At 70.0% G+C, this 23,245-nt stretch carries 18 protein-coding genes and 1 pseudogene; 12 read left to right on the top strand and 7 right to left on the bottom strand.

Annotation, left to right across the window (positions count from 1 at the left end; all coding sequences use genetic code 11):
* Positions 1 to 306 precede the first annotated feature (306 nt).
* Positions 307 to 3,195 carry an AfsR/SARP family transcriptional regulator gene (locus C8E87_RS03280; protein WP_133871706.1) on the top strand — a complete coding sequence of 963 codons (2,889 nt, stop codon included), beginning with the start codon at positions 307 to 309 and terminating at the stop codon, positions 3,193 to 3,195.
* Between the two features lie 88 nt (positions 3,196 to 3,283).
* Positions 3,284 to 4,027 (top strand): DUF2625 family protein, encoded by a 744-nt coding sequence (locus tag C8E87_RS03275; protein WP_133871705.1) that lies wholly within the window; start codon positions 3,284 to 3,286, stop codon positions 4,025 to 4,027.
* Here C8E87_RS03275 and C8E87_RS03270 read toward each other — a convergent pair.
* Both C8E87_RS03270 and C8E87_RS03265 read right to left on the bottom strand, forming a co-directional pair.
* Positions 4,019 to 4,675 (bottom strand): TetR/AcrR family transcriptional regulator, encoded by a 657-nt coding sequence (locus tag C8E87_RS03270; protein WP_133871704.1) that lies wholly within the window; start codon positions 4,673 to 4,675, stop codon positions 4,019 to 4,021. The genes C8E87_RS03275 and C8E87_RS03270 overlap by 9 nt on opposite strands.
* A gap of 39 nt (positions 4,676 to 4,714) precedes the next feature.
* Positions 4,715 to 5,074, bottom strand: coding sequence for a GNAT family N-acetyltransferase (locus tag C8E87_RS03265; protein ID WP_133871703.1), 360 nt, complete (start codon positions 5,072 to 5,074; stop codon positions 4,715 to 4,717).
* Positions 5,075 to 5,311: 237 nt separating this feature from the next.
* Here C8E87_RS03265 and C8E87_RS03260 point away from each other — a divergent pair, with 237 nt between their 5' ends.
* The 4 genes from C8E87_RS03260 to C8E87_RS03245 all read left to right on the top strand — a co-directional run bounded on the left by C8E87_RS03260 (position 5,312) and on the right by C8E87_RS03245 (position 11,042).
* Positions 5,312 to 5,740 carry a MarR family winged helix-turn-helix transcriptional regulator gene (locus C8E87_RS03260; protein ID WP_133871702.1) on the top strand — a complete coding sequence of 143 codons (429 nt, stop codon included), beginning with the start codon at positions 5,312 to 5,314 and terminating at the stop codon, positions 5,738 to 5,740.
* A 179-nt stretch (positions 5,741 to 5,919) separates the two neighbouring features.
* Positions 5,920 to 6,873, top strand: a complete 954-nt coding sequence (locus C8E87_RS03255; protein ID WP_208116357.1) for a GMC oxidoreductase — start codon at positions 5,920 to 5,922, stop codon at positions 6,871 to 6,873.
* Positions 6,874 to 6,965: 92 nt separating this feature from the next.
* Positions 6,966 to 9,887 carry an AfsR/SARP family transcriptional regulator gene (locus tag C8E87_RS03250; protein ID WP_133871701.1) on the top strand — a complete coding sequence of 974 codons (2,922 nt, stop codon included), beginning with the start codon at positions 6,966 to 6,968 and terminating at the stop codon, positions 9,885 to 9,887.
* A 54-nt stretch (positions 9,888 to 9,941) separates the two neighbouring features.
* The gene (locus tag C8E87_RS03245) at positions 9,942 to 11,042 is read left to right on the top strand and encodes an IS630 family transposase (protein ID WP_133871700.1); all 1,101 of its coding nucleotides are present in this window, start codon (positions 9,942 to 9,944) and stop codon (positions 11,040 to 11,042) included.
* 20 nt (positions 11,043 to 11,062) lie between these two features.
* Here the strand turns inward: C8E87_RS03245 and C8E87_RS03240 are convergent.
* Positions 11,063 to 11,684 (bottom strand): annotated as a pseudogene (locus C8E87_RS03240) (transposase); the annotation flags it as partial.
* A gap of 507 nt (positions 11,685 to 12,191) precedes the next feature.
* On the opposite strand from C8E87_RS03240, the gene C8E87_RS46255 reads away from it, so the two are divergent.
* Positions 12,192 to 12,320 (top strand): hypothetical protein, encoded by a 129-nt coding sequence (locus C8E87_RS46255; RefSeq protein ID WP_275409114.1) that lies wholly within the window; start codon positions 12,192 to 12,194, stop codon positions 12,318 to 12,320.
* A 152-nt stretch (positions 12,321 to 12,472) separates the two neighbouring features.
* Here the strand turns inward: C8E87_RS46255 and C8E87_RS03230 are convergent, their stop codons facing one another.
* Positions 12,473 to 13,861, bottom strand: coding sequence for an aromatic acid exporter family protein (locus C8E87_RS03230; protein ID WP_166661052.1), 1,389 nt, complete (start codon positions 13,859 to 13,861; stop codon positions 12,473 to 12,475).
* Positions 13,862 to 14,054: 193 nt separating this feature from the next.
* On the opposite strand from C8E87_RS03230, the gene C8E87_RS45220 reads away from it, so the two are divergent.
* Both C8E87_RS45220 and C8E87_RS03220 read left to right on the top strand, forming a co-directional pair.
* Positions 14,055 to 15,035, top strand: a complete 981-nt coding sequence (locus C8E87_RS45220) for an SRPBCC family protein (RefSeq protein ID WP_133871697.1) — start codon at positions 14,055 to 14,057, stop codon at positions 15,033 to 15,035.
* Entirely contained in the window at positions 15,032 to 16,207 is a 1,176-nt protein-coding gene (locus C8E87_RS03220; protein WP_133871696.1) for a zinc-dependent alcohol dehydrogenase, read from the top strand. The genes C8E87_RS45220 and C8E87_RS03220 overlap by 4 nt, the downstream gene beginning before the upstream one ends.
* A gap of 108 nt (positions 16,208 to 16,315) precedes the next feature.
* Here the strand turns inward: C8E87_RS03220 and C8E87_RS03215 are convergent, their stop codons facing one another.
* Positions 16,316 to 17,206, bottom strand: coding sequence for an SDR family oxidoreductase (locus C8E87_RS03215; RefSeq protein ID WP_133871695.1), 891 nt, complete (start codon positions 17,204 to 17,206; stop codon positions 16,316 to 16,318).
* A 104-nt stretch (positions 17,207 to 17,310) separates the two neighbouring features.
* On the opposite strand from C8E87_RS03215, the gene C8E87_RS03210 reads away from it, so the two are divergent.
* Positions 17,311 to 18,174, top strand: a complete 864-nt coding sequence (locus tag C8E87_RS03210; RefSeq protein WP_133871694.1) for a helix-turn-helix domain-containing protein — start codon at positions 17,311 to 17,313, stop codon at positions 18,172 to 18,174.
* Positions 18,175 to 18,340: 166 nt separating this feature from the next.
* On the opposite strand, the gene C8E87_RS03205 is transcribed toward C8E87_RS03210, so the two are convergent.
* A complete protein-coding gene (locus C8E87_RS03205) occupies positions 18,341 to 19,030 on the bottom strand; it encodes a response regulator (protein WP_133871693.1) in 690 nt (229 codons plus the stop codon).
* Between the two features lie 253 nt (positions 19,031 to 19,283).
* Between C8E87_RS03205 and C8E87_RS03200 the strand changes: the two genes are divergently transcribed.
* Both C8E87_RS03200 and C8E87_RS03195 read left to right on the top strand, forming a co-directional pair.
* Positions 19,284 to 20,213, top strand: a complete 930-nt coding sequence (locus C8E87_RS03200; RefSeq protein ID WP_166661051.1) for a sensor histidine kinase — start codon at positions 19,284 to 19,286, stop codon at positions 20,211 to 20,213.
* A 266-nt stretch (positions 20,214 to 20,479) separates the two neighbouring features.
* Positions 20,480 to 22,585, top strand: coding sequence for a sensor histidine kinase (locus C8E87_RS03195; RefSeq protein ID WP_166661050.1), 2,106 nt, complete (start codon positions 20,480 to 20,482; stop codon positions 22,583 to 22,585).
* A 272-nt stretch (positions 22,586 to 22,857) separates the two neighbouring features.
* On the opposite strand, the gene C8E87_RS03190 is transcribed toward C8E87_RS03195, so the two are convergent.
* Positions 22,858 to 23,235, bottom strand: coding sequence for a VOC family protein (locus C8E87_RS03190; protein ID WP_133871690.1), 378 nt, complete (start codon positions 23,233 to 23,235; stop codon positions 22,858 to 22,860).
* Between the last annotated feature and the right edge of the window lie 10 nt (positions 23,236 to 23,245).

Genomic DNA, 23,245 nt, shown 5'->3' with positions numbered 1-23,245 from the left:
CGGGTGGCCGTCCTGGTCGGAGCCGCCGGCTTGGTCGATCGATTCGCGAAAGTAGAGCTGTCGTGTATCAGTCCAAGCGCTGATCGGCGGCGGCGAAACCGCACGTCGTGTGTAACCTCTGGAAACTACGACGGACTGTTGGAGTATTTTCGAGGGTGAGCACAGGTGGTCACTTACAGTAACTGCTCTGCGGGGCGGGTCTGCGCGTGAGCCGCTCAGATCCGCACATGAAAATTGTCGGCCGTTCGCGTAGGACGGGCGAGGCCGTCATGCGGAACGACCTCACCGGGGGAGGCCGGGCTCGTGATGCTGGACGGCGATGACGCGACTGGCGTCCGGTTCGGTGTGCTCGGTCCGGTCAAGGTGTGGCGTCACGGTGTCGAGCTGGACCTGGGCGCCCGGCAGCAGCGCCTGATTCTGGCCCTTCTGCTGGCCAACACGGGGCAGCCGGTCGGCGTCGGCGACATCGTCGAGGTGCTGTGGAACGAGCGGCCGCCGCGCAGCGCCGTCAACGTCGTGCACCGTTACGTGGGCGCGTTGCGCCGGTTGCTCGAGCCCGGCCTGCCGGCCCGGACGGCCGGGAGCTGGCTGCTCGGAGACGCTGCGGGCTATCGGATGCAGGTCGGGGCAGCCACCCTCGACCTGCTGGAGATGCGGGACCGGGCCGAGCAGGCCCGGTCCCGGGTCACCGCCGGGCAGCTCGCCGAGGCGATGACTGCCTACGAGCAGGCCCTGAGCCTCGTGCGAGGACCGTGCGGAGGGGCGGCCGAACTCGCATCGAGCGACCACCTGGCCTTCTCCGTGGTCGACCATGAGTGCGGTGACCTGGCTCGCGAGGCCGCGGCATTCGCGTTGCGCCAGAATCGCACCCGGGCCGTTCTGCCGTTCCTGCGGCGGGTGGCCGAGCACCGTGAGTGGGACGAGGCGTTGCAGGCCCAGTTGCTGCTGGCCCTGTCGGCCGACGGTCAGCAGGCCGAGGCGATCGCGGTGTACCGGAACATCCGCCGCCGGCTGGCCGACGAGCTCGGGGTCGACCCGGGCGAGGAGCTGCGCGAGGCGTACCAGCTGCTGTTGTCGCAGAGCGCGGACCGGCCGGGATCGCCGGGAGAGGACGGAGGCCCGGCTTCGAACACGCTGCCGGCCTCGACCGCGGTGTTGCCGGCGCAGTTGCCGGCGGATCTGCCCCACTTCACCGGCCGGGACGAGGCTCAGCGGCGGACGCTGAGCCTGGTCAACGGTCATGTGTTGGCCCACGCGACGATGCCGGTGCTGGCCATCGACGGTATTCCGGGAATCGGAAAGACGGCGATGGCCATTCGCCTGGCCCACCAGTTGAAGGATGCCTATCCTGACGGCCAGTTGTACGTGGATCTACAAGGCTTCGATCCCGGGCAGGCGGCTCTGTCCCCAGCCGAGGCCCTGCAAGGGTTTCTGAACGCTCTTGGCGTGCCGGACGCGGAGATTCCGGCGAGTCATCACGCGCGGCCGGGTCTGTACCGCAGTGTGCTGGCCGGACGTCGCGTCCTGCTGGTGCTGGACAACGCCCGTGATGTGGAACAGGTGCGTCCCCTGCTACCGGGCGCGCCGGGTTGCCTGGTGCTGGTGACCAGTCGTAAACGGTTGACCGGGCTGTCCACGGCGAACGGTGCGCACCTGCTGACCTTGGACGTGCTGTCGGTCGAGGACGCGCGGACGTTCCTGTCCTCCCGGATAGGAGCGGCGCGGACTGCGGCCGAGCCGGTGGCAGTCAACGAGATCGTCGAACGGTGCGGGCGGCTTCCACTGGCGCTGGCAGTGGTGGCGGCCCGGGCCTTGATCCATGCCGATTACCGGTTGAGCGACATCGCCCGCGGGTTGCGGGACGCGCAGGGGAGCCTGGACGGTTTCGCCGGCGACGACATGGGCAACGACCTGCGCGCGATCTTCTCGTGGTCGTACCGGATGCTCGGGGCCGCGGCGGCCCGGATGTTCCGCTTGCTGTCGTTGCATCCGGGGCCGGACGTCACGGTGCCGGCGATGGCCAGCCTGGCCGGTGTGTCCCGGGCCGAGGCGCGGACCCTGGCCGGGGAGCTGGTGCGGACCGGTCTGTTGGCCGAGCACCAACCGTCCCGGTTCGCCACGCACGACCTGATCCGGGCCTACGCCCACGAGCTCGTCGGGCTGCACGAGGACGACAACGACCGGGAACAGGCCTTCCACCGGCTGGTCGGCCACTACCGGCAGACTGCCTACGCGGCCGACCTCCTGCTGGGCCCGACCATCGCGGTGCACCCACCGGAACCGGTGGACGCCGTGACAACAGCCCGCCTGGCCACTGCCACTGATGCCATGGAGTGGTTCAGCGCAGAGCGTCTGGTCCTCAAAGCGGTGGTCCAGCGCGAGATAGACGAGAAACGTGCCGGTTCGGCCTGGCGGCTGGTGCTGAGCGTGCAGCGGCTGTGCCACCGCGAGGGCTGGTGGTACGACTGGACCGCGCTGGCCGGAACCTGCCTGCGGGCGGCCACCGAAGCCGGCGACGACCTCGGCCGGGCGCACATGTTGCGCAGCCTGTCGGGCCCGGAGATCGAGCTGGGGGACCTCACGGCCGCGGCTCGGCACCTCGGACAGTCGCTCGAGTTGTTCGACCGGTTGGGACTGCGACGCGAGCAGTCGTTGGTGTACCGCAATCTCGGACAGGTGAGCGTCCACCGCAAGGAGTATGCCGAGGCAGTCGGATACTTCGAGTCCGCCCTGCGTGTCGCGGAATCGCTGGGCGAGTTGTCCGACCAGGTCAACGTGCTCAGCTGTCTGGCTGGCGCGCACGGCCGTCAAGGCGACTTCGTCACGGGGATGGACCTCGCTGACCGTGCCCTGTCCATCGCCGAGGCGCTGGGCAACCCCAGCGCTCAGGCGCTCGGTCACGAGACGCGGGCCGAGATCTGCCTGTTCCGGGGCGACCTGCGGGCCTCACTGGCGTCCCGGAAGCGGGCAGCCGAGTTGTTCCGACAGGCCGGCTGGCGCATGAACGCTGCCGGATGCCTGCACTCGCTGGGCGAGTCCGCGCTCGCCTTGGGCGACCGGGCCGCCGCTCGCGCGGCGTGGGTGGAGGCGCTGGACCTCTTGCGTCACCTGCACGTGCCGGACGTTGCCAAGGTGCAGGAGAGCCTGGCCGGCCTCGACGAGACTACCCCCGAACAGCCGCCGGCCAGGCACTGAACTTTCCCGCACTTCGCTTCGTCGTGTCGAGTATGGGACACGCAACTTCCGAGCCGATCCTTGACGGTGCTTCCGGGGTGACGGGTTGATGAGCGATCTCGATCCGGCCGAGGACGACGACGCTCCCTGGCGAGCGCTGTCGGACGTGCTGATGCGGAGCTTCGCCGCGCCTCGGATCCTGCCGCCGGACCGGGCGCTGGCCCGGGCCGGTCTGCAGCAGCTTCAGGTCGCTGCGAGCTCACCGCTCGGCGCCGTGGCCCTCAACTGCAGCGGCATCCTGCTGTACGACGGCTGGCTCCGGATCTTCGGTGGTTCGCCGTGTGCCGAGTTCGGACTCCCCAGCATCGGCGAGGTCAATGACTTTCCCGCCCTGCTCGATCGGACCTGGACACCGACGGCGGGCCTGATCGTGGCGCATGACGTGCTGGGCGGAGTCTTCTTTCTCAACGGGCTGCGACCGGGCGCCGGTCGGCCGGGGGTGCCGGGCGAGGTCATCTATTTCGATCCCCCTTCGCTGAACTGGGCGAGGATGAAGATGTCACACAGTGAGTGGCTTGCCTGGTGTGTGTCGGGCGACCTTCCGCACTTCTACGGTGATCTGCTGTGGCCACGCTGGCGCGAGGACGTACGGGCGCTTCGGGCCGACCAGGGGATCGCCGTCGTTCCCGCGCTGTGGAGCGGCGAGACGGCCGGCGGGTTCGCCCGCTCGGTGGCGTCGATGACCGACATCCTCACCCTGCAGGCTCAGGCGGCCGGCGCCCTGGGGCGACCTCTGAGCAGCTCGCTGGGGTGCTACCCGGGTGACCCGGTGGCGAATGCGACCCTAGTGTGACGCCTCGGTGACCGCTCGGCTGCTGGTCGGGCTCAGCATGCCCAGGCGGTTGGCGACACTGCGCCGGGCCAGTTCGAGATAGTCGGCGTCGCGGTACAGCACGTACATGTTGTTGGCCATGTGCAGATAGGCGTTCAGCTCGAAAGCGGCCTGATCAGGTGGTGTTTCCGGGCTGAGCAGGCCGGCCGCCTGTGCCGCGGCGTACTGCTCCTCGAGCATTAGCAACCAGGCCGTGTGGATTTCGGCGAGCCGGTCGCGGACCGCGCCCGGACGAGCGTCGAACTCCGCGTTGACCGAGACGAAGAAGCAACCGCCGGGCAGCAGATCGTCTTTCAGATGATCGAGGAAGTTTTCGCACAGGGATCTCAGGCGCGACAGGGGATCGGGTTGAGCGAACGCGGGACTCACGACGTCGCGCCGGTGCGTCAGCTCGGCTGTGCGGATAGTGGCGAGCTGAAGCTCCTCCTTGGAGCCGAAGTGGGCGTATAGCCCGCTCTTGCTGATGCCGACGTGGTCGGCCAAGCGCCCGATCGACAGGCCTTCGAGCCCCAGCACGGTGGTGAGGGCAACCGCGGCGTCGAGGATGGCCAGCCGGCTCCGTTCGCCGTCGGAACGCGTCCGGCGTTCCGGGCGGGAGGGACTTGCCATCCCCGAATCCTACGCCACGTGCTGTCTCGGCCGGATCGGTCAGTGCTCGGCCCGGACGGTCAGGTGCCCGATGCCGGCCCGGGTCACCCCGCTCAGGGTGTAGCGCACGCCCGTCTCGGTGGCGATGGCGTCGATGGCCGACTGCAGGGCAATGTTGGATGCCGCATAGTCGAGGTCGAAGGTGGTGATCCCCAGCCGCACGCACCGGCCGACCAGTTCGTGCAGCACCCGGTACCCGAGCGCGCCACTGCGCCAGGCCTCGGCCACATTGACCGCGAGGGTGCCTGTCCCGGGATCGGCCGGATCCCACGAGCACTCGGCCAGGGCGACCAGCCGATCGCCGGTCAGCGCTACCTGGCCGGTCCACCGGTGCTCCGGCTCGGCCAGTCGGTGTTCCACCTTGCGATGCAGGGGCCGCAGCTGTCGGCTACCGGCGATGAAACGGCGAGGGTAGGTGTCAGGCGGAAAGAGAGGTTCGGCCGCTCGAAGGGCGGTCAGATCGGCGGCTTTCCACGGGCGGGTTTCGAGGTTGTCGGTCACGCCTGAACCGACGGATGACATGCCGCGGGGATCAATCCCGCGACTTTTGTCTCTCCGAAAGATCCGCGATATATTGCATTCCGCAGAGGAGGTTCGATGGATTCGCTGGCCCTGGAGAACCAGGTGTGTTTCGCGCTGACCGTAGCGACGCGGCACGTCGTCGGGCTTTACCGACCCCTCTTGGCCGAGGTGAACCTGACCCACCCTCAATACCTGGTCCTGGTCGCCCTGTGGCAGCACGGTCCGCTTTCGGTCCGTCGGCTCGGCGATCTGCTGCATCTCGACTCCGGCACCCTGTCGCCCCTGGTGAAACGACTCGAAGCGGCACACTATCTGCGCCGCGAACGTGACCCGGCCGACGAGCGCAAGGTCATCATCACCGTGACGTCCGAGGGGGAGGCCCTGCGCCGGCGGGTCGAGCCGATGTCGTCAGCCGCGCGCGAGCATCTCGGACTGTCGGCCGAGGACACGGAGCAGCTGCAGGCCGTCCTGAGCAAGCTCACCGCAGTGTCCCGCTTCGATTGACCGCGCCGGGTGCCTCGCGGGGCATAGTCATCGTTGGTCAAAACCGGCGGCGAGGATCGGCAAAGGGGCGGGCCAGCACCGGGCGACAGTGGTCGTATGGTCAACCACTACGACTTCATCGTTGTCGGCGGGGCTCGGCCGGTTCGGTGATCGCCGCCCGCCTGTCCGAGGACTCGCGCGTGCGGGTGCTTCTGCTCGAATCGGGGCCGGCCGACACGCTGCCGCAGATCGCCGTGCCTTCGGCCTGGCCTGCACTGCGGGGAAGCGGGGTCGACTACTCGTACGTCACTGTCCCGCAGGTCCGTACCGGCAATGCCGTCCACGCATGGCCGCGAGGACACACCCTCGGCGGGTCCAGCAGCATCGACGCCATGATGTTCCGGCGCGGTCACGCGGCCGACTACGACGGCTGGGCCGAACAGGGGGCCGACGGCTGGGACTACGCCTCGGTGCTGCCGTACTTCCGCCGGATGGAGACCGTCAACGACGGCGATCCGGCCCTCAGGGGAGACGACGGGCCCATGCGGCCGGCACCCGCGGCCGATCCCAGCCCGCTGGCCCGCGCCTTCGTCGACGCGGCGACAGCCGGCGGTCACCGTTTCACGTTCATCGAGGCGCCGTTGCATCGGCCCGCGTTGCACGCACCCGCGAACAGCTTCACCCTCGGCATCGCGACCGTGCCCGAATCACGCGGAACGCTCCGCCTGGTTTCAACCGACCCGGGGGTTCCGCCGCTGATCGACCCGAACTACCTGGCCGAGGGTCAGGACGTCCGCCGCCTGGTCGAGGCCATCGAGGTGGCTCGCAACATCGCCGCCACCGAACCGTTGGCCCGTTGGCGTGATCGCGAGGTGCTGCCCGGTCACAACGTGCGGCAGCCGGGCGGCCTCCGTCACTATCTGCAGTGGGGCACCGGAGCCTCTCACCACCCGGTCGGAACCTGCGCCATGGGCCGCGGCGCGCAGGCCGTGGTCGATCCCGAGCTGAGGGTTCTCGGGGCGGACGGGTTACGTGTGGCCGACGCCTCTGTCATGCCACGGATCGTCTCGGCCGGCACCAACGCCGCGACGATCATGATCGGCGAGAAGGCTTCGGACATGATCCGCTCGACCCACTCGCTCAGTCCGCAGTGAGAGAGCAGCGGTGATCGCTGAAGGTACGATCGGCTCGGCCCGCACAAGCTCGGCGGTAAGCTGAGGGCCGGGCCGACCTAGGGAGTTCTTCCGTGCCTTCGAATGGCGGCGGCGCATCGGTGTCCTTTGGCGTGCTGGGCCCGCTGCGGGTTCGGCGTCAAGGCACCCAAATCGATCCGGGAGCCCGCCAGCAGCGCCTGATCCTGGCCCTGCTGCTGGCCAAGGCGGGCCAGCCGGTGGGCGTCGGCGAGATCGTCGAGGTGCTGTGGGGCCCGCGACCGCCGGTGAGCGCCGTCAACGTCGTGCACCGCTACGTGGGTGCGTTGCGGCGCCTTTTCGAACCCGGCCTTCCGGCCCGGTCGCCCGGGCACTGGCTGCTGGGTGACGCCGCCGGCTACCGGATGCGGGTCGGCCCCGGGGATCTCGACCTGCTGCGCCTACGTCAGCTGGCTGAGCAGGCCCGATCAGAGGACGCGGCCGGGCGGCGGCCCGAGGCGATGGCGGCGTACGAGGCGGCCCTCGACCTGTGGCGCGGACCGTGCGGCGGGGCGGCCGAGCTGGCCTCCGGCGACCGCCGGGCGTTCGACCTGATCGACCACGAGTGCGCCGACCTGGTACGGGAGGCGGCAACGCTGGCGTTGCGCCTGAGGCGCGTACGTCCCGTCCTGCCCGTCCTGCGACGGGTGAGCGAGCTCCGCCCGCTCGACGAGGGGCTGCAGGCCCAGCTCCTGCTGGCCTTGTCGGCCGATGGGCAGCAGGCCGAGGCGATCGCCCTCTACCACGACGTACGCGGCCGACTGGCCGACGAGCTGGGCGTCGATCCCCGCGAGGAGCTGCGCGAGGCGTATCAGATTGTCCTGGACCAGAGCGTGGGCGAAGCCGGCCCCGGCGCCGCGGACCCGTCGGACCCGATCGCGTCACCGGGCGGGACTCTCATCGGCCGGACCCCCGGCGTCAGCGCGGTGCTGCCCGCGCAGCTGCCGGCCGAACTGCCACACTTCACCGGCCGCGACGAGGCCCAGCGCCGGACGCTCGGCCTGCTCAACGGACACGTGATGAGCCAGGTTTCCACGCCCGTGCTGGTCATCGACGGCATCCCCGGCATCGGGAAGACGACGCTGGCCATCCGCTTGGCCTACCAGTTGGCCGACGCCTACCCGGACGGGCAGCTGTACGTCGACCTGCAGGGGTTCGACCCGGAACAGGCCATGCTGCCGCCCGAGGAGGCGCTGCGGGCCTTTCTCAACGCCCTCGGCGTCCCTGACTCCGACATTCCGGCGAGTCCGCGTGCCCGGTCCGGGCTGTATCGCAGCGTCCTGGCCGGTCGCCGGATCCTGGTGGTCCTGGACAACGCGCGCAGCGTCGAGCAGGTGCGCCCGCTGTTACCGGGCGCTCCCGGTTGCCTGGTACTGGTCACCAGCCGGAAGCGGCTGACGGGTCTGGCCACGGCGCACGGCGCGCATCTCATGACCCTCGACGTCTTGTCGGACGAGGACGCTCGTCAGTTCCTGGCCGTGCGGATCGGAGACACCCGGACGTCGGCCGACCCCGACGCGGTGGCCGAGATCGCCGCGCGGTGCGGACGGCTCCCGCTGGCGCTGGCAGTGGTGGCCGCCCGGGCTCTGGCCCATCCCGATCACCGGTTGACCGACATCGCCAGGGAGCTGCGGGACGCGCAGGGCGGCCTGGACGGGTTCTCCGACGACGACATGGGCAACAGCATCCGGGCGATCTTCTCGTGGTCCTACCGGATGCTCAGTGCGCCTGCTGCGCGGACGTTCCGGCTGTTGTCCCTGCATCCCGGGCCCGATGCGACCGTCCCGGCCATCGCCAGCCTGGCCGGCGTGCCGTTGGCTGAGGCGCGGCCGCTGACCGGTGAACTGGTGCGGACGGGACTACTCACGGAACGGTCGCCGGGCCGGTTCACCACCCACGACCTCATCCGGGCCTATGCCCACGAACTGATCCGCGCGCACGAGGACGGCCCGGCCCGGGACGACGCCTTCCGGCGGCTCGCGAGCCACTATCGGCAGAGTGCCTACGCGGCGGATCTGCTCCTCTCGCCCACGGTGGTGCTGGAACCGCCCGATGCGCCGGGGTACGTGGTCGCCACCCGCCCGAGCACGGCGGCCGAGGCCATTGCCTGGTTCAGCGCCGATCGACAGGCTCTGCGGGCCATGGTTCATCGCCTGCTCGAGTATGGCCAGGTGGCGACCGCCTGGCGACTGGCGCTGAGCCTGCAGCGCTTCAACCAGGGCGAGGGGTGGTACCACGACTGGGCCACGATGGCGCGCGCCTGTCTCGAGGCGACCTCCGAAGCCGGGGACGACCTCGGCCGGGCCTACTCCACCCGGAGCCTGGGTGGGGCCGAGATGATGTGGGGCCGCTACGACTCCGCGTCGCGCCTGCTGCGGCGGTCGCTCGACCTCTTCGCGAGCCTCGGACTTCGCCCGGAGCAGGCCCTGGTATACCGCAACCTGGGCCAGTTGAGCGTCGAGCAGGGCGACGACCCCGAGGCTGTCGTCCTGCTCGGACGCGCCCGGGACATCTTCGCGTCGCTCGGCGACCGGACCGGTGAGCTCGGCGTCCTGTCCGTGCTGACCGAGGCTCACTCCAACCTCGGCCAGGTCGACGTCTGCAGGCAGCTGGCGAACCGCGCGCTGCTCATCGCGGAACAGCTGGGCGACCCCAACGCGCTGGGCCTGAGTTACGAGGCGCTGGCTGACAGCTGTCGTGCCGCCGGCGACCTTTCCACCGCACTGACCTACTGGAAGAAGGCCACCGAGCTGTACCGCCAGATCGGGTGGCAGATGGGCCTGACCTCGGCCCTGCTCAATCAGGGCGACATCGCGCTCGCGTTGAACGACCCGGCCGGCGCTCGCGCCGCCTGGCGGCTGGCCCGAGACCTGATGGGTAACCTTCGAACGCCTCAAGTGGTAGACAAGATCGAGAAGCACCTGAACCGCCTGACCCGTCTCCAGCCGGCCCGATCGCACGGTAGCCCTCAGGTTTAGCCGGCCACTAGTGTCCTGCGCCGTTAATTCGTTGAATTAATGTAGAGTTCGTTCATGGCTGGTCGTGGACGCCCGAAGGTGCCGTTGGTGTTGACCGAGGATGAGCGGGTCACGTTGGTGCGGTGGTCTCGCCGGGCGAAGTCGTCGCAGGCTCTGGCGGTGCGGTGCCGGATCGTGTTGGGTTGTGCGCAGGATGAGGGTCTGCGCTCGAACAAGGACGTCGCGGCGCAGTTGGGGATCTGGCCGCAGACGGTGACCAAGTGGCGCGGGCGTTTCCTCGAGCGCCGTTTGGACGGCCTGGTCGACGAGCAACGGCCCGGCGCGCCCCGCAAGATCAGCGACGAGCGGATCGAGGACGTGGTCGTCAAGACGCTGGAATCGACCCCGGGTAACGCGACGCACTGGTCGCGGGCGTCGATGGCCGAACAGTCGGGGTTGTCGAAGTCGACGGTTGGCCGGGTGTGGAAGGCGTTCGGGCTCAAGCCGCATCTGGTCGATACGTTCAAGCTCAGTAACGATCCGCAGTTCATCGACAAGGTTCGTGACGTGGTCGGTCTGTACTTGGACCCGCCGGAGAAGGCCCTCGTGCTGGCGGTCGACGAGAAGTCGCAGATCCAGGCCCTCGACAGGTCGGCGCCGGTGCTGCCGATGATGCCGGGCATGCCCGAACGGCGTACTCACGACTACGTCCGGCACGGCATCACCACGCTGTTCGCAGCTCTGGACGTGGCCACCGGTACCGTGATCGGCTCGATCCACCGCCGGCACCGGGCGATCGAGTTCAAGAAGTTCCTCACCAAACTCGACCGTGAAGTACCCGCCGACCTCGACGTGCACCTGATCTGCGACAACTACGGCACCCACAAACACCCCAGCGTCCGGCAGTGGCTGACCGCGCATCCTCGCTTCCACATGCATTTCACCCCGACCTACTCCAGCTGGCTCAACCAGGTGGAACGCTGGTTCGGCCTGCTCACCGACCAGAAGATCCGCCGCGGCGCCCACCGATCGATCCCAGCACTGGAGAAAGACATCCGCTCCTGGATCGACCAGTGGAACAGCGACCCGAAACCCTTTATCTGGACCAAAACCGCTGACGAGATCCTCGAACGTCTCGCCTCATATCTTCAACGAATTCCTGGCGCAGGACACTAGATGATTGATTCCTTGAGTCTTTAGTGGTCGTAGGCGATCAGGGAACGCTTGACGGGTGCGTCGATGGTCCAGTTGTGCCAGATCACGGTGGTCAGGGCCAGTAGTCGTTGTGCGACGCGGACGAAGACGCCGGTCAGGGGTGCGGTCCGGGCGTACGAAGTGCGCACCGAGTTGTTCGGTGACGAAGGTTTCGAACTCGCGGCCGGCGAAGCCTTTGTCGCCGAGCAGGACCTGACCGGTCTGGACGAGGTCGTGGTCGGCTTCGAGCAGGGCGGTCATCACCTCCCGTTCGCCGAGTTTCGGGTTCGCCAGGCCCCAGATCACCGGCAGTCCATCGCCGGAGCAGACCAGGCACAGCCGGAATCCCCAGAAGAACCGGGAGTGCGAGGCGCAGTAGCCGTATCCGGCGTCACCGGCCAGTTCCGATCGTTTCGCTGTCTCCCGGGAGGCGGCGCACGGGATGGGGGTGGAGTCGATCAGCCGTAGGTTGTCGTGCCAGGACGGGGTCCGGGTGGCCAGATGCCGCATCACCAGGGCCAGCAGCGGCCCGGCCTTGCGCATCCGCTTGTTGTAGCCGTCCTGGCAAGGCAGGTACGGGAACATCCCACGCAGATGCTTGCGGGCGTAGCGCAGCCAGTGCGCCCGTGGTTGACGCTGCCCTCCATAACGCGATCGCACAGGCCGCACCGTAGGAGGACGCGGAAGAGGTAGGCATGCCGGCTACGTCGCGGTGCCTTGCCGCCCTCTCCGATGGCGCCACGCGTCTTCACGGTTCGCTGGGCGCGTTCGTAGAGATCCGTGCTGATCAGCGGGGTGTGGGACTCGCTTCGAGACTGCTCGCGGCGGCGCCGTTCGGCCACCGGCCGGCTCGGGCCACGTACGCCGTCGACGTCATCACCGTCGCGGGTGCGTTCCTCGCCACCGCGTGGCAGTTCGTGCTGGTCCGCCTCACACCCGACGACCGCGCGGCGTTCCTGGTCACCGTGCTGCCGGAGATCGTCGCGGCTGCCCTCGACCGCATGCTCATGTCGCTCCCGGGCGCCCACCAGTACCGATCCACGCGGGTGATGGCCGCCGGCATGGGCACGTTCGCGCTGGCCGCGCTCGTCAGCGTACGCAACCACACCGAGGGCGTTCCCTGGTACACCGGTGGCTTTGGGCGCGATCTATCTGATTGCCGGCTTCACCATCGCGCTGGGCAGCCGCACCGCCGTTCTGCTCGGCGAACCAGCCGACGACGAGTCGCCCGCAGGCTCCTGGAGCACGCTGCCCCGGTGAGTGCGTCGACGAAGGTGGTAGAGAAGTGCCGGGCGATGGTGGACCGCGCCTCGTCGAGGTCGCCCCGTGCTTTCGGTGAGGCACTGCTGGAACACGACAGCTTGACGGACAGACCTGAGGCCGGGTGTCATCGGGCCGCCGACCGCCCGAGGTCACGGCTCGATGGTGCCCGGTCGCGGCGGAGGCGTCGCCGGGTCTTCCGCCTCGACCGGTGGCTCGGTGCCGCGGCCCGGCCGGCCAGGAGGCGCCGTACGAGGGCCGGGGCCGGCCAGATGCTCCGCCGCGGCGTCCATCATCCGCCGTACCGCCTGGCGGGAACGGTCGGTGACCAGTGGAAGGGTCTGCTCGGCGGCGCCCACGACGCGCTGGGCCGCGCGTCGCGGTCCCTCGGTCAGCGACGGCGGGCGCCACGGCTGGGCGGCCGGGCGTACGGCCGCCTCGATCTCGACCCGCAGCCGGTCCACCGCGGTGAGCAACGCGCCGTGTTGCTGCCAGGCGGCGGCGTCGGCCTGCGGGTCCACCAGCAAGAGGCGGCCCAGAATTTCCCGTCGCTGGTACAACTCGTCCAGCTGAGCGAGCACCCGGGCGCGAGTGGTGTCGACCGGCTCGGCGCCCCGGGCGACAGCGGCTACGCCGTCGAGGGCCGCGGCGGCGGCGTCCAGCGTATCGGCCAGGGCGACGCGGGCGGGTGCGGAGTAGGCCTCCGCCTCGAGCTCCGGCGGTAGATAGAAAGTCCGGTCGAAGATCTCCCGGCACAGGGTGCGGACGACGATGGTGCAGTACTCGATCGCGGTGAGGGCCGTGCGCAGGCGGGGCTGAGCCACCCGGACCTCCCCGCCGTGCGGGTTCAGCACGGCGCTCTGCTCGGCCCGGACCAGCGAATGGTCGGCCTCCAGGACCGTTGCGCTCAGGCCCCGGGCCGCCGTGAGCCAGTCCTCCGCGGCCTGGCGCGACCACCCGGTGCGCAACTGGGCAGCCAGCGAGCGCAGGAAGTCCCCCAGCCGGGTGGCCAGGCCGGCAACCGCCGAGCCGGCGGATCCCACGTGCACCGGGGGGACGATCGCGAAGTTCACCACGATGCCGGTCGCCGTGCCGATGAGCGTCTCGTACACCCGCCCGGTCGCCGCCTGCGGTGCCGCGCCGCCGCCGACGGCGAGGATGAGCATCGCGCTGATCGGCACCTCCAGCGTGTGCGGCCCCAGGCGGATAAGCTGCCCGAGCACGAGACTCGCGCCCACCACGACCCCGAGGCTCCACCAGCTCAGCCCGGCGACGGTGGCGAGCCCGACCGCGACCAGGACGCCGGCCAGCACGCTCAGGACACGCTGGAGTCCTTCGGTGACCGTCTGGTACACGGTCACCTGCACCACGAGGATCGCGGTCAGCGGCGCGAGGATCGGTGACGCGGTGGTGTTGAGCAGATCGGCGATGACGTACGCCAGTACGGCGGCCAGCGTGACCTTCGCGGTCCGGATCCCCGGGATGCGGCCCCATCGGGCCAGCGCCGCCCGCCACGGGTGGCGCAGGGTGGTCAGCCGCATCGCTCCTCCTCGTCGGCCATGGGGCCTCGTCTGGCAGGTGCTGTCGGGATGGCCGCCGGGGCCGGGGCCGAATTTCACCGTAGCTGTCGAATGCCGGTTTAGCCGAAATCGCATCGGGTAGCCGTGCGCCGCAGGCGACCGAGGTCACTGTGTATCGGCACGCAGGACCGGTCCTCATGACACGGAGGTTGCCATGACGCAACTCGCATCCCGGGAGGAAGTGCAAGCACGGGACGACGAAGTGCAGCGGCGGGGCCGGGAACTCGGGTGGATGAGCCTCGGTCTGGGTGTCGCCCAGCTCGCGGCGCCCGACGCGGTGCGCCGGATCAGCGGGGTGGACGACTCGCGTACATCTCGGACGATGGTGCCCCTGGTCGGTGTGCGAGAACTGGTCCACGCAGCCGGACTCCTGGCCAGCCGTCGCAAAGGTATCTGGGCGTGGACCCGGGTCATGGGCGACGCGATGGATCTGACCTCGCTCGGGCTGGCTATCGCCCATCGTGACGGGCGGCGTCGGCGGCGGCTGATCGCTGTCACCGGTGCCATCGTCGGCATCACCGCGCTGGATCTGCTGACCGCCGTGCAAGCCACCCGGGCACAACGGAGCGGCTCCGGCCGCAGAGGAGGACACATGGACCTGACGGCCACGGCGACTGTCCGCAAACCCGCGTCGGAGGTGTACGCGTTCTGGCGCGACCTGGCGAACCTGCCGACGTTCATGGCGCACCTGGAGGAGGTCCGCACCACCGGTGACCGGACCAGCCACTGGACCGCCACCGCCCCGTTCGGCAAGGACGTCGAATGGGACGCCGAGATCACCGACGAGACGCCCGGCGAGAGGATCGCGTGGCGCTCGACCGGCGACGCCGACGTGCCCAACGCCGGCACGGTCTCCTTCGTACCGGCCCCCGACGGGGTTAGCACCGAGGTCTACGTCTCCCTGGTGTACGACATCCCGGGCGGCGCGATCGGTAAGGCGGTCGCGAAGTACTTCGGTGAGGAGCCGCATCAGCAGCTCGACGACGACCTGCGCCGGTTCAAGCAGGTGCTGGAGACCGGCGAGGTGGTCCGGTCCGACGGCGCCCCGTGGGGCAAGCGGGCCCGCAAGGAATTCCCGCAGCGCCCGGCGCAACCGCTGTCGGACGCCGAGTTCGAGAAGGGACCCGAGGCATGAGGGCGAACACCTGGGCTGGGCGCAACAAGGTCGAGGTCCGCGACGTGCCGGACCCGAAGATCCTGAACAGCCGCGACGCCATCGTACGGATCACGTCCACCGCGATCTGCGGCTCGGACCTGCACCTGGTCGACGGATACGTCCCCACGATGCAGGACGGCGACGTCATGGGCCATGAGTTCATGGGGGAGGTGATCGAGGTCGGCTCGAGGGTGCCCGGCGACAAGCTGCGGGTCGGCGACCGGGTGGTCGTGCCGTTCCCGATCGCCTGCGGCGCGTGTGCGGCCTGCGCCAAAGAGTTGTACTCGTGCTGTGAGAACACCAACCCCAACGCGGGGATCGCGGAAAAGATGTTCGGCCACCCGGTCGCGGGGATCTTCGGCTACTCGCACCTGACCGGTGGTTTCGCCGGCGGTCAGGCGCAGTACGCGCGGGTGCCGTTCGCCGACGTCGGCCCGCTGAAGATCGAGTCCGATCTGACCGACGAGCAGGTGCTGTTCCTGTCCGACATCTTGCCCACCGGCTACATGGGCGCCGAGATGTGCGACATCCAGCCCAGCGACGTGGTGGCGGTGTGGGGCGCCGGCCCGGTCGGGCAGTTCGCGATGGACAGTGCCCGGGTGCTCGGCGCCGCAAAGGTGATCGCCATCGACAAGGAGCCGTACCGGCTGCGGATGGCCGAACAGGCCGGCCACATCCCGGTGAACTTCGACGAGGTCGATGTGCGCTCGCGGCTCCTTGAGCTGACCGGCGGCCGGGGACCGGACAAGTGCATCGACGCGGTCGGGCTGGAAGCCACCCACGGCAGCGCGCACATCGCCGCGTACGACCGGGTCAAGCAGGCCGTACGGTCGGAGACCGAGCGCCCGCACGCGCTGCGCCAGGCGATCATGTCGTGTCGCAGCGGCGGCGTGGTCTCGGTGATCGGCGTCTACGGTGGCCTGCTGGACAAGTTCCCGGCCGGTGCTTGGATGAACCGGTCGCTGACCCTGCGCACCGGGCAGTGCCACGTGCAGCGCTACATGAGGCCGCTGCTGGAGCGTATCGAACGCGGCGAGATCGACCCGACCCGGATCATCACCCATCGGCTGCCGCTCGACGAGGCCGAGCGTGGCTTCGAGCTGTTCAAGAACAAGGAGGACAACTGCGAGAAGGTCGTCCTGAAGTCCTGACAGCTACCGTGTCCGGCCGCTGCACGCGACCGGACACGGTAGCTGTCCAGGTGCTCCTTCGGCAACGACTCCTGCGCTGACCCTGGATGCCCGGCACCACCCCACCGCCTAGAGCCGCGTCGGGGCGGTGCGCAGTTCGGCCACGCCGCCGGTGGCCGTTCCGGGCAGCGGCGCGTCGGTCGCGGCGGCCGACTCGCGCTGGGCCCGGATGTCGGCCAGGCGGGCCGCCAGAGCCGTCTCGATGCCCTGGTAGGCGTCGCTGCCCAGGACCAGCCGCCGGGGCGCCGGCTCCCGGTCGGCACTGTCGATCATCGCGGCGGCCATCCGGGCCGGGTCGCCGATGCCCTGCGTCGTGCGCTCGGTGAGGATCCGCCGAATGTGCGCTGCCGGCGTAGCGTCGTACGCCTCGATTCGCTCGGCCAGCACCGAGCCGCCGTAGCGGAAGTTCGTGCGGGCGCCACCCGGCTCGACGATCGTGACCCCGATCCCGAACGGGGCGACCTCCCCGGCCAGCGCGTCGGCGAAGCCCTCGATGCCCCACTTCGTGGCGTGGTAGAGCGAGCCCCCCGGCCACGCCGCCTGCCCGCCGACCGACGACAGCTGCAGGATCCGGCCTCCGCCCTGCCGGCGCAGGTGCGGCAGCGTCGCCCGGATGAACCGGATCGACCCGGTCAGGTTGGTCGCGATCTGGTGCACGATCTGCTCGTCGGAGAGCTCCTCGGCGGCGCCCATCAGGCCGTAGCCGGCGTTGCTGACCACCACGTCGATCCGGCCCAGCGCGGCGAACGCCCGGTCGACCACGGTCACGATCCCGGCCGGGTCGGTGACGTCGAGGCGAGCCGGGTGGAACGTGTCCGGCCAGCTCGCGGAGATCTCGTCCACGCCGGCCGCGGTTCGGAAGGTGCCGGCCACCCGGTCGCCCCGAGACAGCAGTTGCTCGCTGAGGTGCCGGCCGAAGCCGCTGGTGACGCCGGTGATGAGCCAGTTTCGTGAAGTCATTGCGGTAGCCTGCGGGCTGGCCCGCCGCACCAGCCAGACTCCCGCCGAGAGGGGTGCCACCAGGGCTACCCGGCACCGGGCCGCCCCGACCTATCGTCGTAGAGGTGAACCTGATCGGCGAATACCTGCGGGCCCGGCGCGAGCTGATCCGGCCCGAGGATGTCGGATTGCTCGACAACGGCCACCGGCGGGTGCCGGGGCTGCGGCGCGACGAGCTGGCCATGCTGGCCGGGATCAGCACCGAGTACTACACCCGGCTCGAGCAGGGCCGCGACCGGCGCCCCTCCGCCCAGGTGCTGGACGCGGTCGCCCGGGCGCTCGGCCTCGACGAGGACGCCACCGCACACCTGCACGCGCTCGGCGCCCCGGAGGCGCCTCGACGGCGGCACCCGTCGCGGGTCCGGCCGGGCGTGCAACTCCTGCTCGACGCATGGCCCGGCACTCCCGCGTACGTCCAGGGTCCGTTCCAGGACGTCCTGGCGGCCAACCGGCTGGCCGTGGCGTTGTCGCCGGTCTTCGCCCCGGGCGGCAACGTTCTGCGTACGGTATTGCTCGATCCGGAGGCGCAGGAGTTCCTGCCCGGCTGGCAGGGCCGGATCGGCAGCCTGATCGCCGCGCTGCGGGCGGCGGCCGGCCCGGACGCCGACGACCCCCGCCTGACCGACCTGGTCGGCGAGTTGTCGATCAAGAGCGACGTGTTCAGGCGACTGTGGTCGCGGCACGACGCCAAGCCGCACCCGGGCGGCGGCATCCACCACATGCGCCACCCGATCGTGGGCGACCTTGAGCTGCACTACGAGAAGTTCGCGGTCACCGACGCCGACCGGCAGTTGCTGGTCGTCTACCGGGCGGCGCCGGGCTCGCCGACCGCCGACGCGCTCGCCCTGCTGGCCGCGCTGACCGACGAGGCGGCCGGCCGCCCGGCGGCGCGGACCGCCTCCCGGACCGGCCCGGACCCCGTACGCTGATCGTGGTGCGAGCCGCGTCCACAGGTAGCGGCGAGACTGCACTTTTACACCTACACCAAGGAAGTCGAGAAGCTCCGGCGGCAGGGGTCGGCGTAACGGCTTCGAGCGCAGAGCCACGTACGCCACCAAAAAGAATGGGGCAGGTCCCCCGCCCGCGAGTGAGCGCTCAATCTGAGCGCGCGTCTCCCGTTCCTGCGAAGCCGCTCCGGTAGGCCGCCACCACGGCCTGGGTACGGTCCTGGACCTCCAGCTTCATGATCACGCGGCAGACGTGGGTCTTCACCGTCGCCTCGGCGAGGAACAGCCGCGTGGCGATGTCCCGGTTGGTGAGGCCGAGCGCCATCAGTTCGAGGATTTCCCGTTCGCGCCGGGTCAGCCGGTCCAGCACAGCAGACACTGGGCGTACGGGGCCGGGCCGGTTGGCGATGTCGAGGATGATGCCGCGCGTGACGGCCGGGTCGAGGTAGGCGTTGCCGCCGCACACCTCGCGGATCGCGGTGGCGAGATCCGTCGGGGCACCGTCCTTGAGCAGGTAGCCGGACGCCCCGGCCCGCAACGCGGCATACACCTGAGTATCGTCGCTGAGGTTGGTGAGCACCAGGACCCTGACGGTGTGGCGGGCCTCGGCCGCGAAGTCGTCGGCGGTCAGTTGCCGGGTGGCCGCCACCCCGTCCAGGCGGGGCATGCCCAGATCCATGACGACGATGTCGGGCTGCAACTCGCGGGCCAGGTCCACGGCCTGGAGGCCGTCGCCCGCCTCGCCGACCACCTCCAGGTCGGGCTGGGCGGACAGGAGCATGGCGATGCCCGCCCGGATCAGCAACTGATCCTCGGCGAGGACGATGCGGATGCTCATCGTCGGCTCCGGTCCACCGCCGCGAAACACGACATATAAGAATTATTACCGGTTAACCCCTCACTGCGTGGCGTGATCACGCCGCATGCGCCAGCCGCTGTACAACCACAGCGGTATCCCTCGGTCCTTGCCGCCGCCTGGACGACACTCCCGCGGTACCCGACGGACACCGCTCCAGGTGGGCGACTCGACAGCTTCCGAACACGCACGATATGCGCAGTTCGTAGGGTGTCCACGCCATGAAGGAGCCGAGATGTCGGACGTACGCCTGCAGACCGCCGCGGAATCGCCAATCGCCGACGGGAGCGGGCCTCCGCCCCTTCGCCTGCTCGCCGGCGTCGGCATCACCCTGTTCGGGCTCGCCGCAATGTCTCCCCGATCACCGGTGCCCCACGTGGTCGGCGGCGAGGTTGTGGCCGCGACGGCAGTGGCACTGCTGACCGCCGCCCTCGCGTACCGGTGGGCCATGCGGCGCCTGGCGATCGAGCGGCGGTTGCGCCGCCGCGAGTCCGAGTTGCGCGGATTCATGACCATGGCCAGCCACGACCTAAGGTCGCCGCTGGCCGCCGCGACAGCGCATCTCGAGATGCTCCGGCAGGACTACGCCGGGGCGCTCGGCGACCAGGGCAGCCAGGACCTCCGCACGGTGGAGCGCGCGTTGCACCGGATCAACCGGCTGGTGGAGGACCTCCTCCAGCACGCCACCGCGGACCAGTCAGCCCTCAACCTGCGCCCGGTGCCGCTGAACGAGATGGTGGCCGACGTGACCGCCGAGCGACTCGCCCCGGCCGGCGGATCCCGGGTGACGGCGGGCGGCCCGTTGCCGACGGTGCTGGCCGACCCCAAGCTGCTGCGCCATGTGATCGACAATCTGATCGGCAACGCCGTCAAGTACACGCCAGCCGGCTGCCGAGCCGAAGTCGAGGTCACCGCCGAGGCTTGTTCCGGCGGCACGGTCCGGATCGTGGTCGCCGACCGTGGTATCGGCATCCCCGTGGCCGACCGACCGAAGGTGTTCGACGCGTTCCACCGTTCCGCGAACAGCGGCGGCTACCCCGGCACGGGCCTGGGCCTGGCCATCTGCCGGCGGATCATCGAACGGCACGGTGGCCAGATCGGCGTCGACGAGAACCCAGGCGGAGGCAGCCGCTTCTGGTTCACCCTGCCGCAGCTGCCACGCTGACGCTTCCGCCGGACGCCCCCGGCTTCCGGCCGCCGCAACAGCAGCGCCGAGCCGCCCACACCCAGAACGGAACACCACCGCCCGCCACGACGGCGCCGCCCGCCACGGCGGACCGCGCAGAGGCTCCCGGCAGGGGTGAGCGCCTCGGCGGACCGCGAACGCAGCGCTCCGTCCGATCTCACAGCCAAATGAGGATTGAGGAATCGGTCACGGTTCCCCGCTGTCGATGGCAGTGTCGCGTTGTGGGGCGCTGGAGGACGTGGCTGTTGCCCACCCTGATCGCTTTGCTTCAGATCGCGTGGTGGCCGGGGTTACCGCTGCTCCGAGGCGCGGCGTTGGCGCCGGAGTGGGCGGGCGTGGCGGGCGTCGTTGCTCTGGTGACGGCGATGCTGCTGGGCTGGCGGCACCGCCGACCGGCGCTCGTAGCCCTCGCGCTGGAGGTGTTGTTCTCCGCCGGCTTCTGGATCCTGCCGAAAGAGCCCCACCTGCTCGAGCCTGGCGACGCGCTGATGCCAGCCATCGTCGCCATGATCGTGGCGCTTTTCCACGTCGGCGCGTACCACACGCGTCGCACGACGGCGCTGGTCATTGTCGGCGTGCTGACGTTCGAGGCCGTCGAAACCGGTGTCATGGAGGGCTTCGGCGGCAATGTCGTGGTGACGCCGCTGCTCGCAGCCGGCGTCTGCAGTCTGGCCGCGGCGCTCGGGTACCGCCGAGCCCGCCGGATGCGGGAGCACACCGCCGCAGCCGGGTCTCACCCGCGCTACTGGAGGCGGGACCGGTCGGCGACAGCGGAACAGGTCGCTCAGGCTTGGCAGGCCGGCAGCGAGGCGGTGTCGATCGAGCGGCGCCGGCTGGTCCGCGAACTGCACGACGAGGCCGCCCACTACTTGACCTCCATCGTGATCAACGCGTCGGCCGCGGAAGTGCTTGGGGCGGAGCGTCCGGACTTGCGCGACCAGGCACTCAAGCTCGCCACCAGCACCAGCCGCGACGCCCATACGGCGCTGAACAGGCTTGTCGACACGCTCCCCTTCGAGGGTTGGCCGGACGCGCCGACGACCGACCTGGCCACCCTGGTGGACGATTTCCGCCAACTCGGCCAGCCGGTCATCGCGGACCTGCCGGCCACAGCCCCGCAGGCCGCGCCGGCCGCGGCTGCATACGGCATCGCCCGGGAGGCGCTCACCAACATCCTGCGCTACGCGCCGGGCGGCACGGTGCGGCTGCGTTTCTCGTACGCCGGGAGCGAGGCAGAGCTGACAGTCGAGGACGACGGCGGGGATCCGGACACGTCGGCGAGGACTGGTCTCGGCAGTGGCCGAGGGGTGCAGGGCATGCGGGAGCGGGCGCAGATCCTTGGCGGACGGCTGGAGGCCGGCCCGCGGCCCGACGGCGGTTGGCGGGTCCACGCGGTCCTCCCCTTCTCCGGCAGCACACCGACGGACGCGGCGGTCCGGGCGAAGCTGCGGTGGCGGCTCGCGGTACCGACCTGGTCCTCGGTCTCCCGCGGTGTCGGCCGGCTGCTCATCCCCTTTGCGGGGCCACTTGTCCTTTCTGCCGCACTGGTATCCGAGTTTCCCCCCGCCGCCGTGACGCCGACGTTTCTCGCCCTGCTCGCGCACGCTGCGCCATTGCTCCTGCGCCGACGCCACCCCTGGCCGGCCTTCGCGATGGTTGCGCTGACCTCGTGGCTCGGCCCGCTGCTGATCGTGACCGACTTGGCGCCCGCCGAGAGCTCCGGGCAGTTCGCGTGCCTGCTGATGGTCGAACTGCAGGCGGTGTACGTGTTGGGCTCGTGGGGACGGCCGCCGGCGTTGACCTGGCTCGGCGCCGTGGCAGCGGCGGTCTGGTCGGGCGCGGTCCTCATGGTGTTGGTCGAGCTGGACCCGGCGTTCACTGGCGAGGCCGGAGCCGACCAGTGGACGCAGCAGGCCATGGTCGGCGGTGTCGTCGCCTTGATGGCTGCCACCCTTCTTTTCCCGCCCATGTTCCTGATCTGGTTGACCGGGTACGCGGCGTGGCGCCGCAAGCGGCGGCGCGCCCGCGACGACGGCGCGATCGAGGCAGTGCGGGTCCGATCCGCCGAGCTGGCCCGGGACGAGCGTTACCGTTTCGCGGCCGGCCTGCGCGACGTCGTCCTGAAGCACGTCGCCGCGATCCAGTCCGCCGCCGAGCGGGACGACCTCACAGCGGTCGTCACCTCGGCCCGCCGCGCGCTCGCCGCCATGCGGGTCCTCCTCACCCGCCTCGGCCGCGACACCGCCGAGCCCCGGGCGCCGGCCCTCCCCGCGCCGGGCCCGGCGTCCGGTGACACGTTAGTTACCGGCACCCATCCTCCCGCAGCGGCCAGGGCCTCGCCGGGCTCTTGATGCCGGCCGGGCCAGCGGCTGTAGCCCATCAGGCGCGGTGCAGGACTGCGCACGTGGCCGACGGCCGCACTGCAGCGATTCGTGACTGACGGACTGGAACCAGCGTTGTCATCGCTATGCCGTCGGGGGCATGTCGGCCGACGTTCTCGGCGACACCACGCGTTCAGCGCCCGGTGAGCTTTTCACAGCCGTACGGCGGCCGAGTCCGATGCCGGAGGCGGCGCCGGCGACGAAGGTGGTGTTGCCGTTGATTTTCATCTGTCCGGGGTCGTTCAGTGGCCGGTGGAGTAGAGGTTGATGAGGTTGCCGTCGGGATCGCGGAAGAGCATGGACCGGTTGCCCCACGGCTGGGTGGTGGGTTCCTGGACGAAGTCGGTGATCTGGTCGCCGAGGCGGGCCCGTTCGGCATCGACGTCGTCGACCTCGAATTCGAGGATCGCGGACCGGTTGGCGGCGGCTACGGCGGCGTTGTTGTTGTAACGGTTGACCGCAGTGCCGGCGGCCAGCGCGATGATGGCGCCGTCGGTGTGCAGTTCGGCGTAGTCGCCGGGCCCGAAGGGGGTCACCGGCTCGGTGTTCGTGAGCGCGGAGTAGAAAGCGACCAAAGCGGGCATGTCGTCGGTGACGAGGCGGACTGAGGCGAATTTCATGGCGTTCTCC

This window comes from Paractinoplanes brasiliensis, from assembly GCF_004362215.1.
GTDB classification, from domain to species: domain Bacteria; phylum Actinomycetota; class Actinomycetes; order Mycobacteriales; family Micromonosporaceae; genus Actinoplanes; species Actinoplanes brasiliensis.
This window is presented reverse-complemented; position numbering and strand designations above follow the sequence as displayed.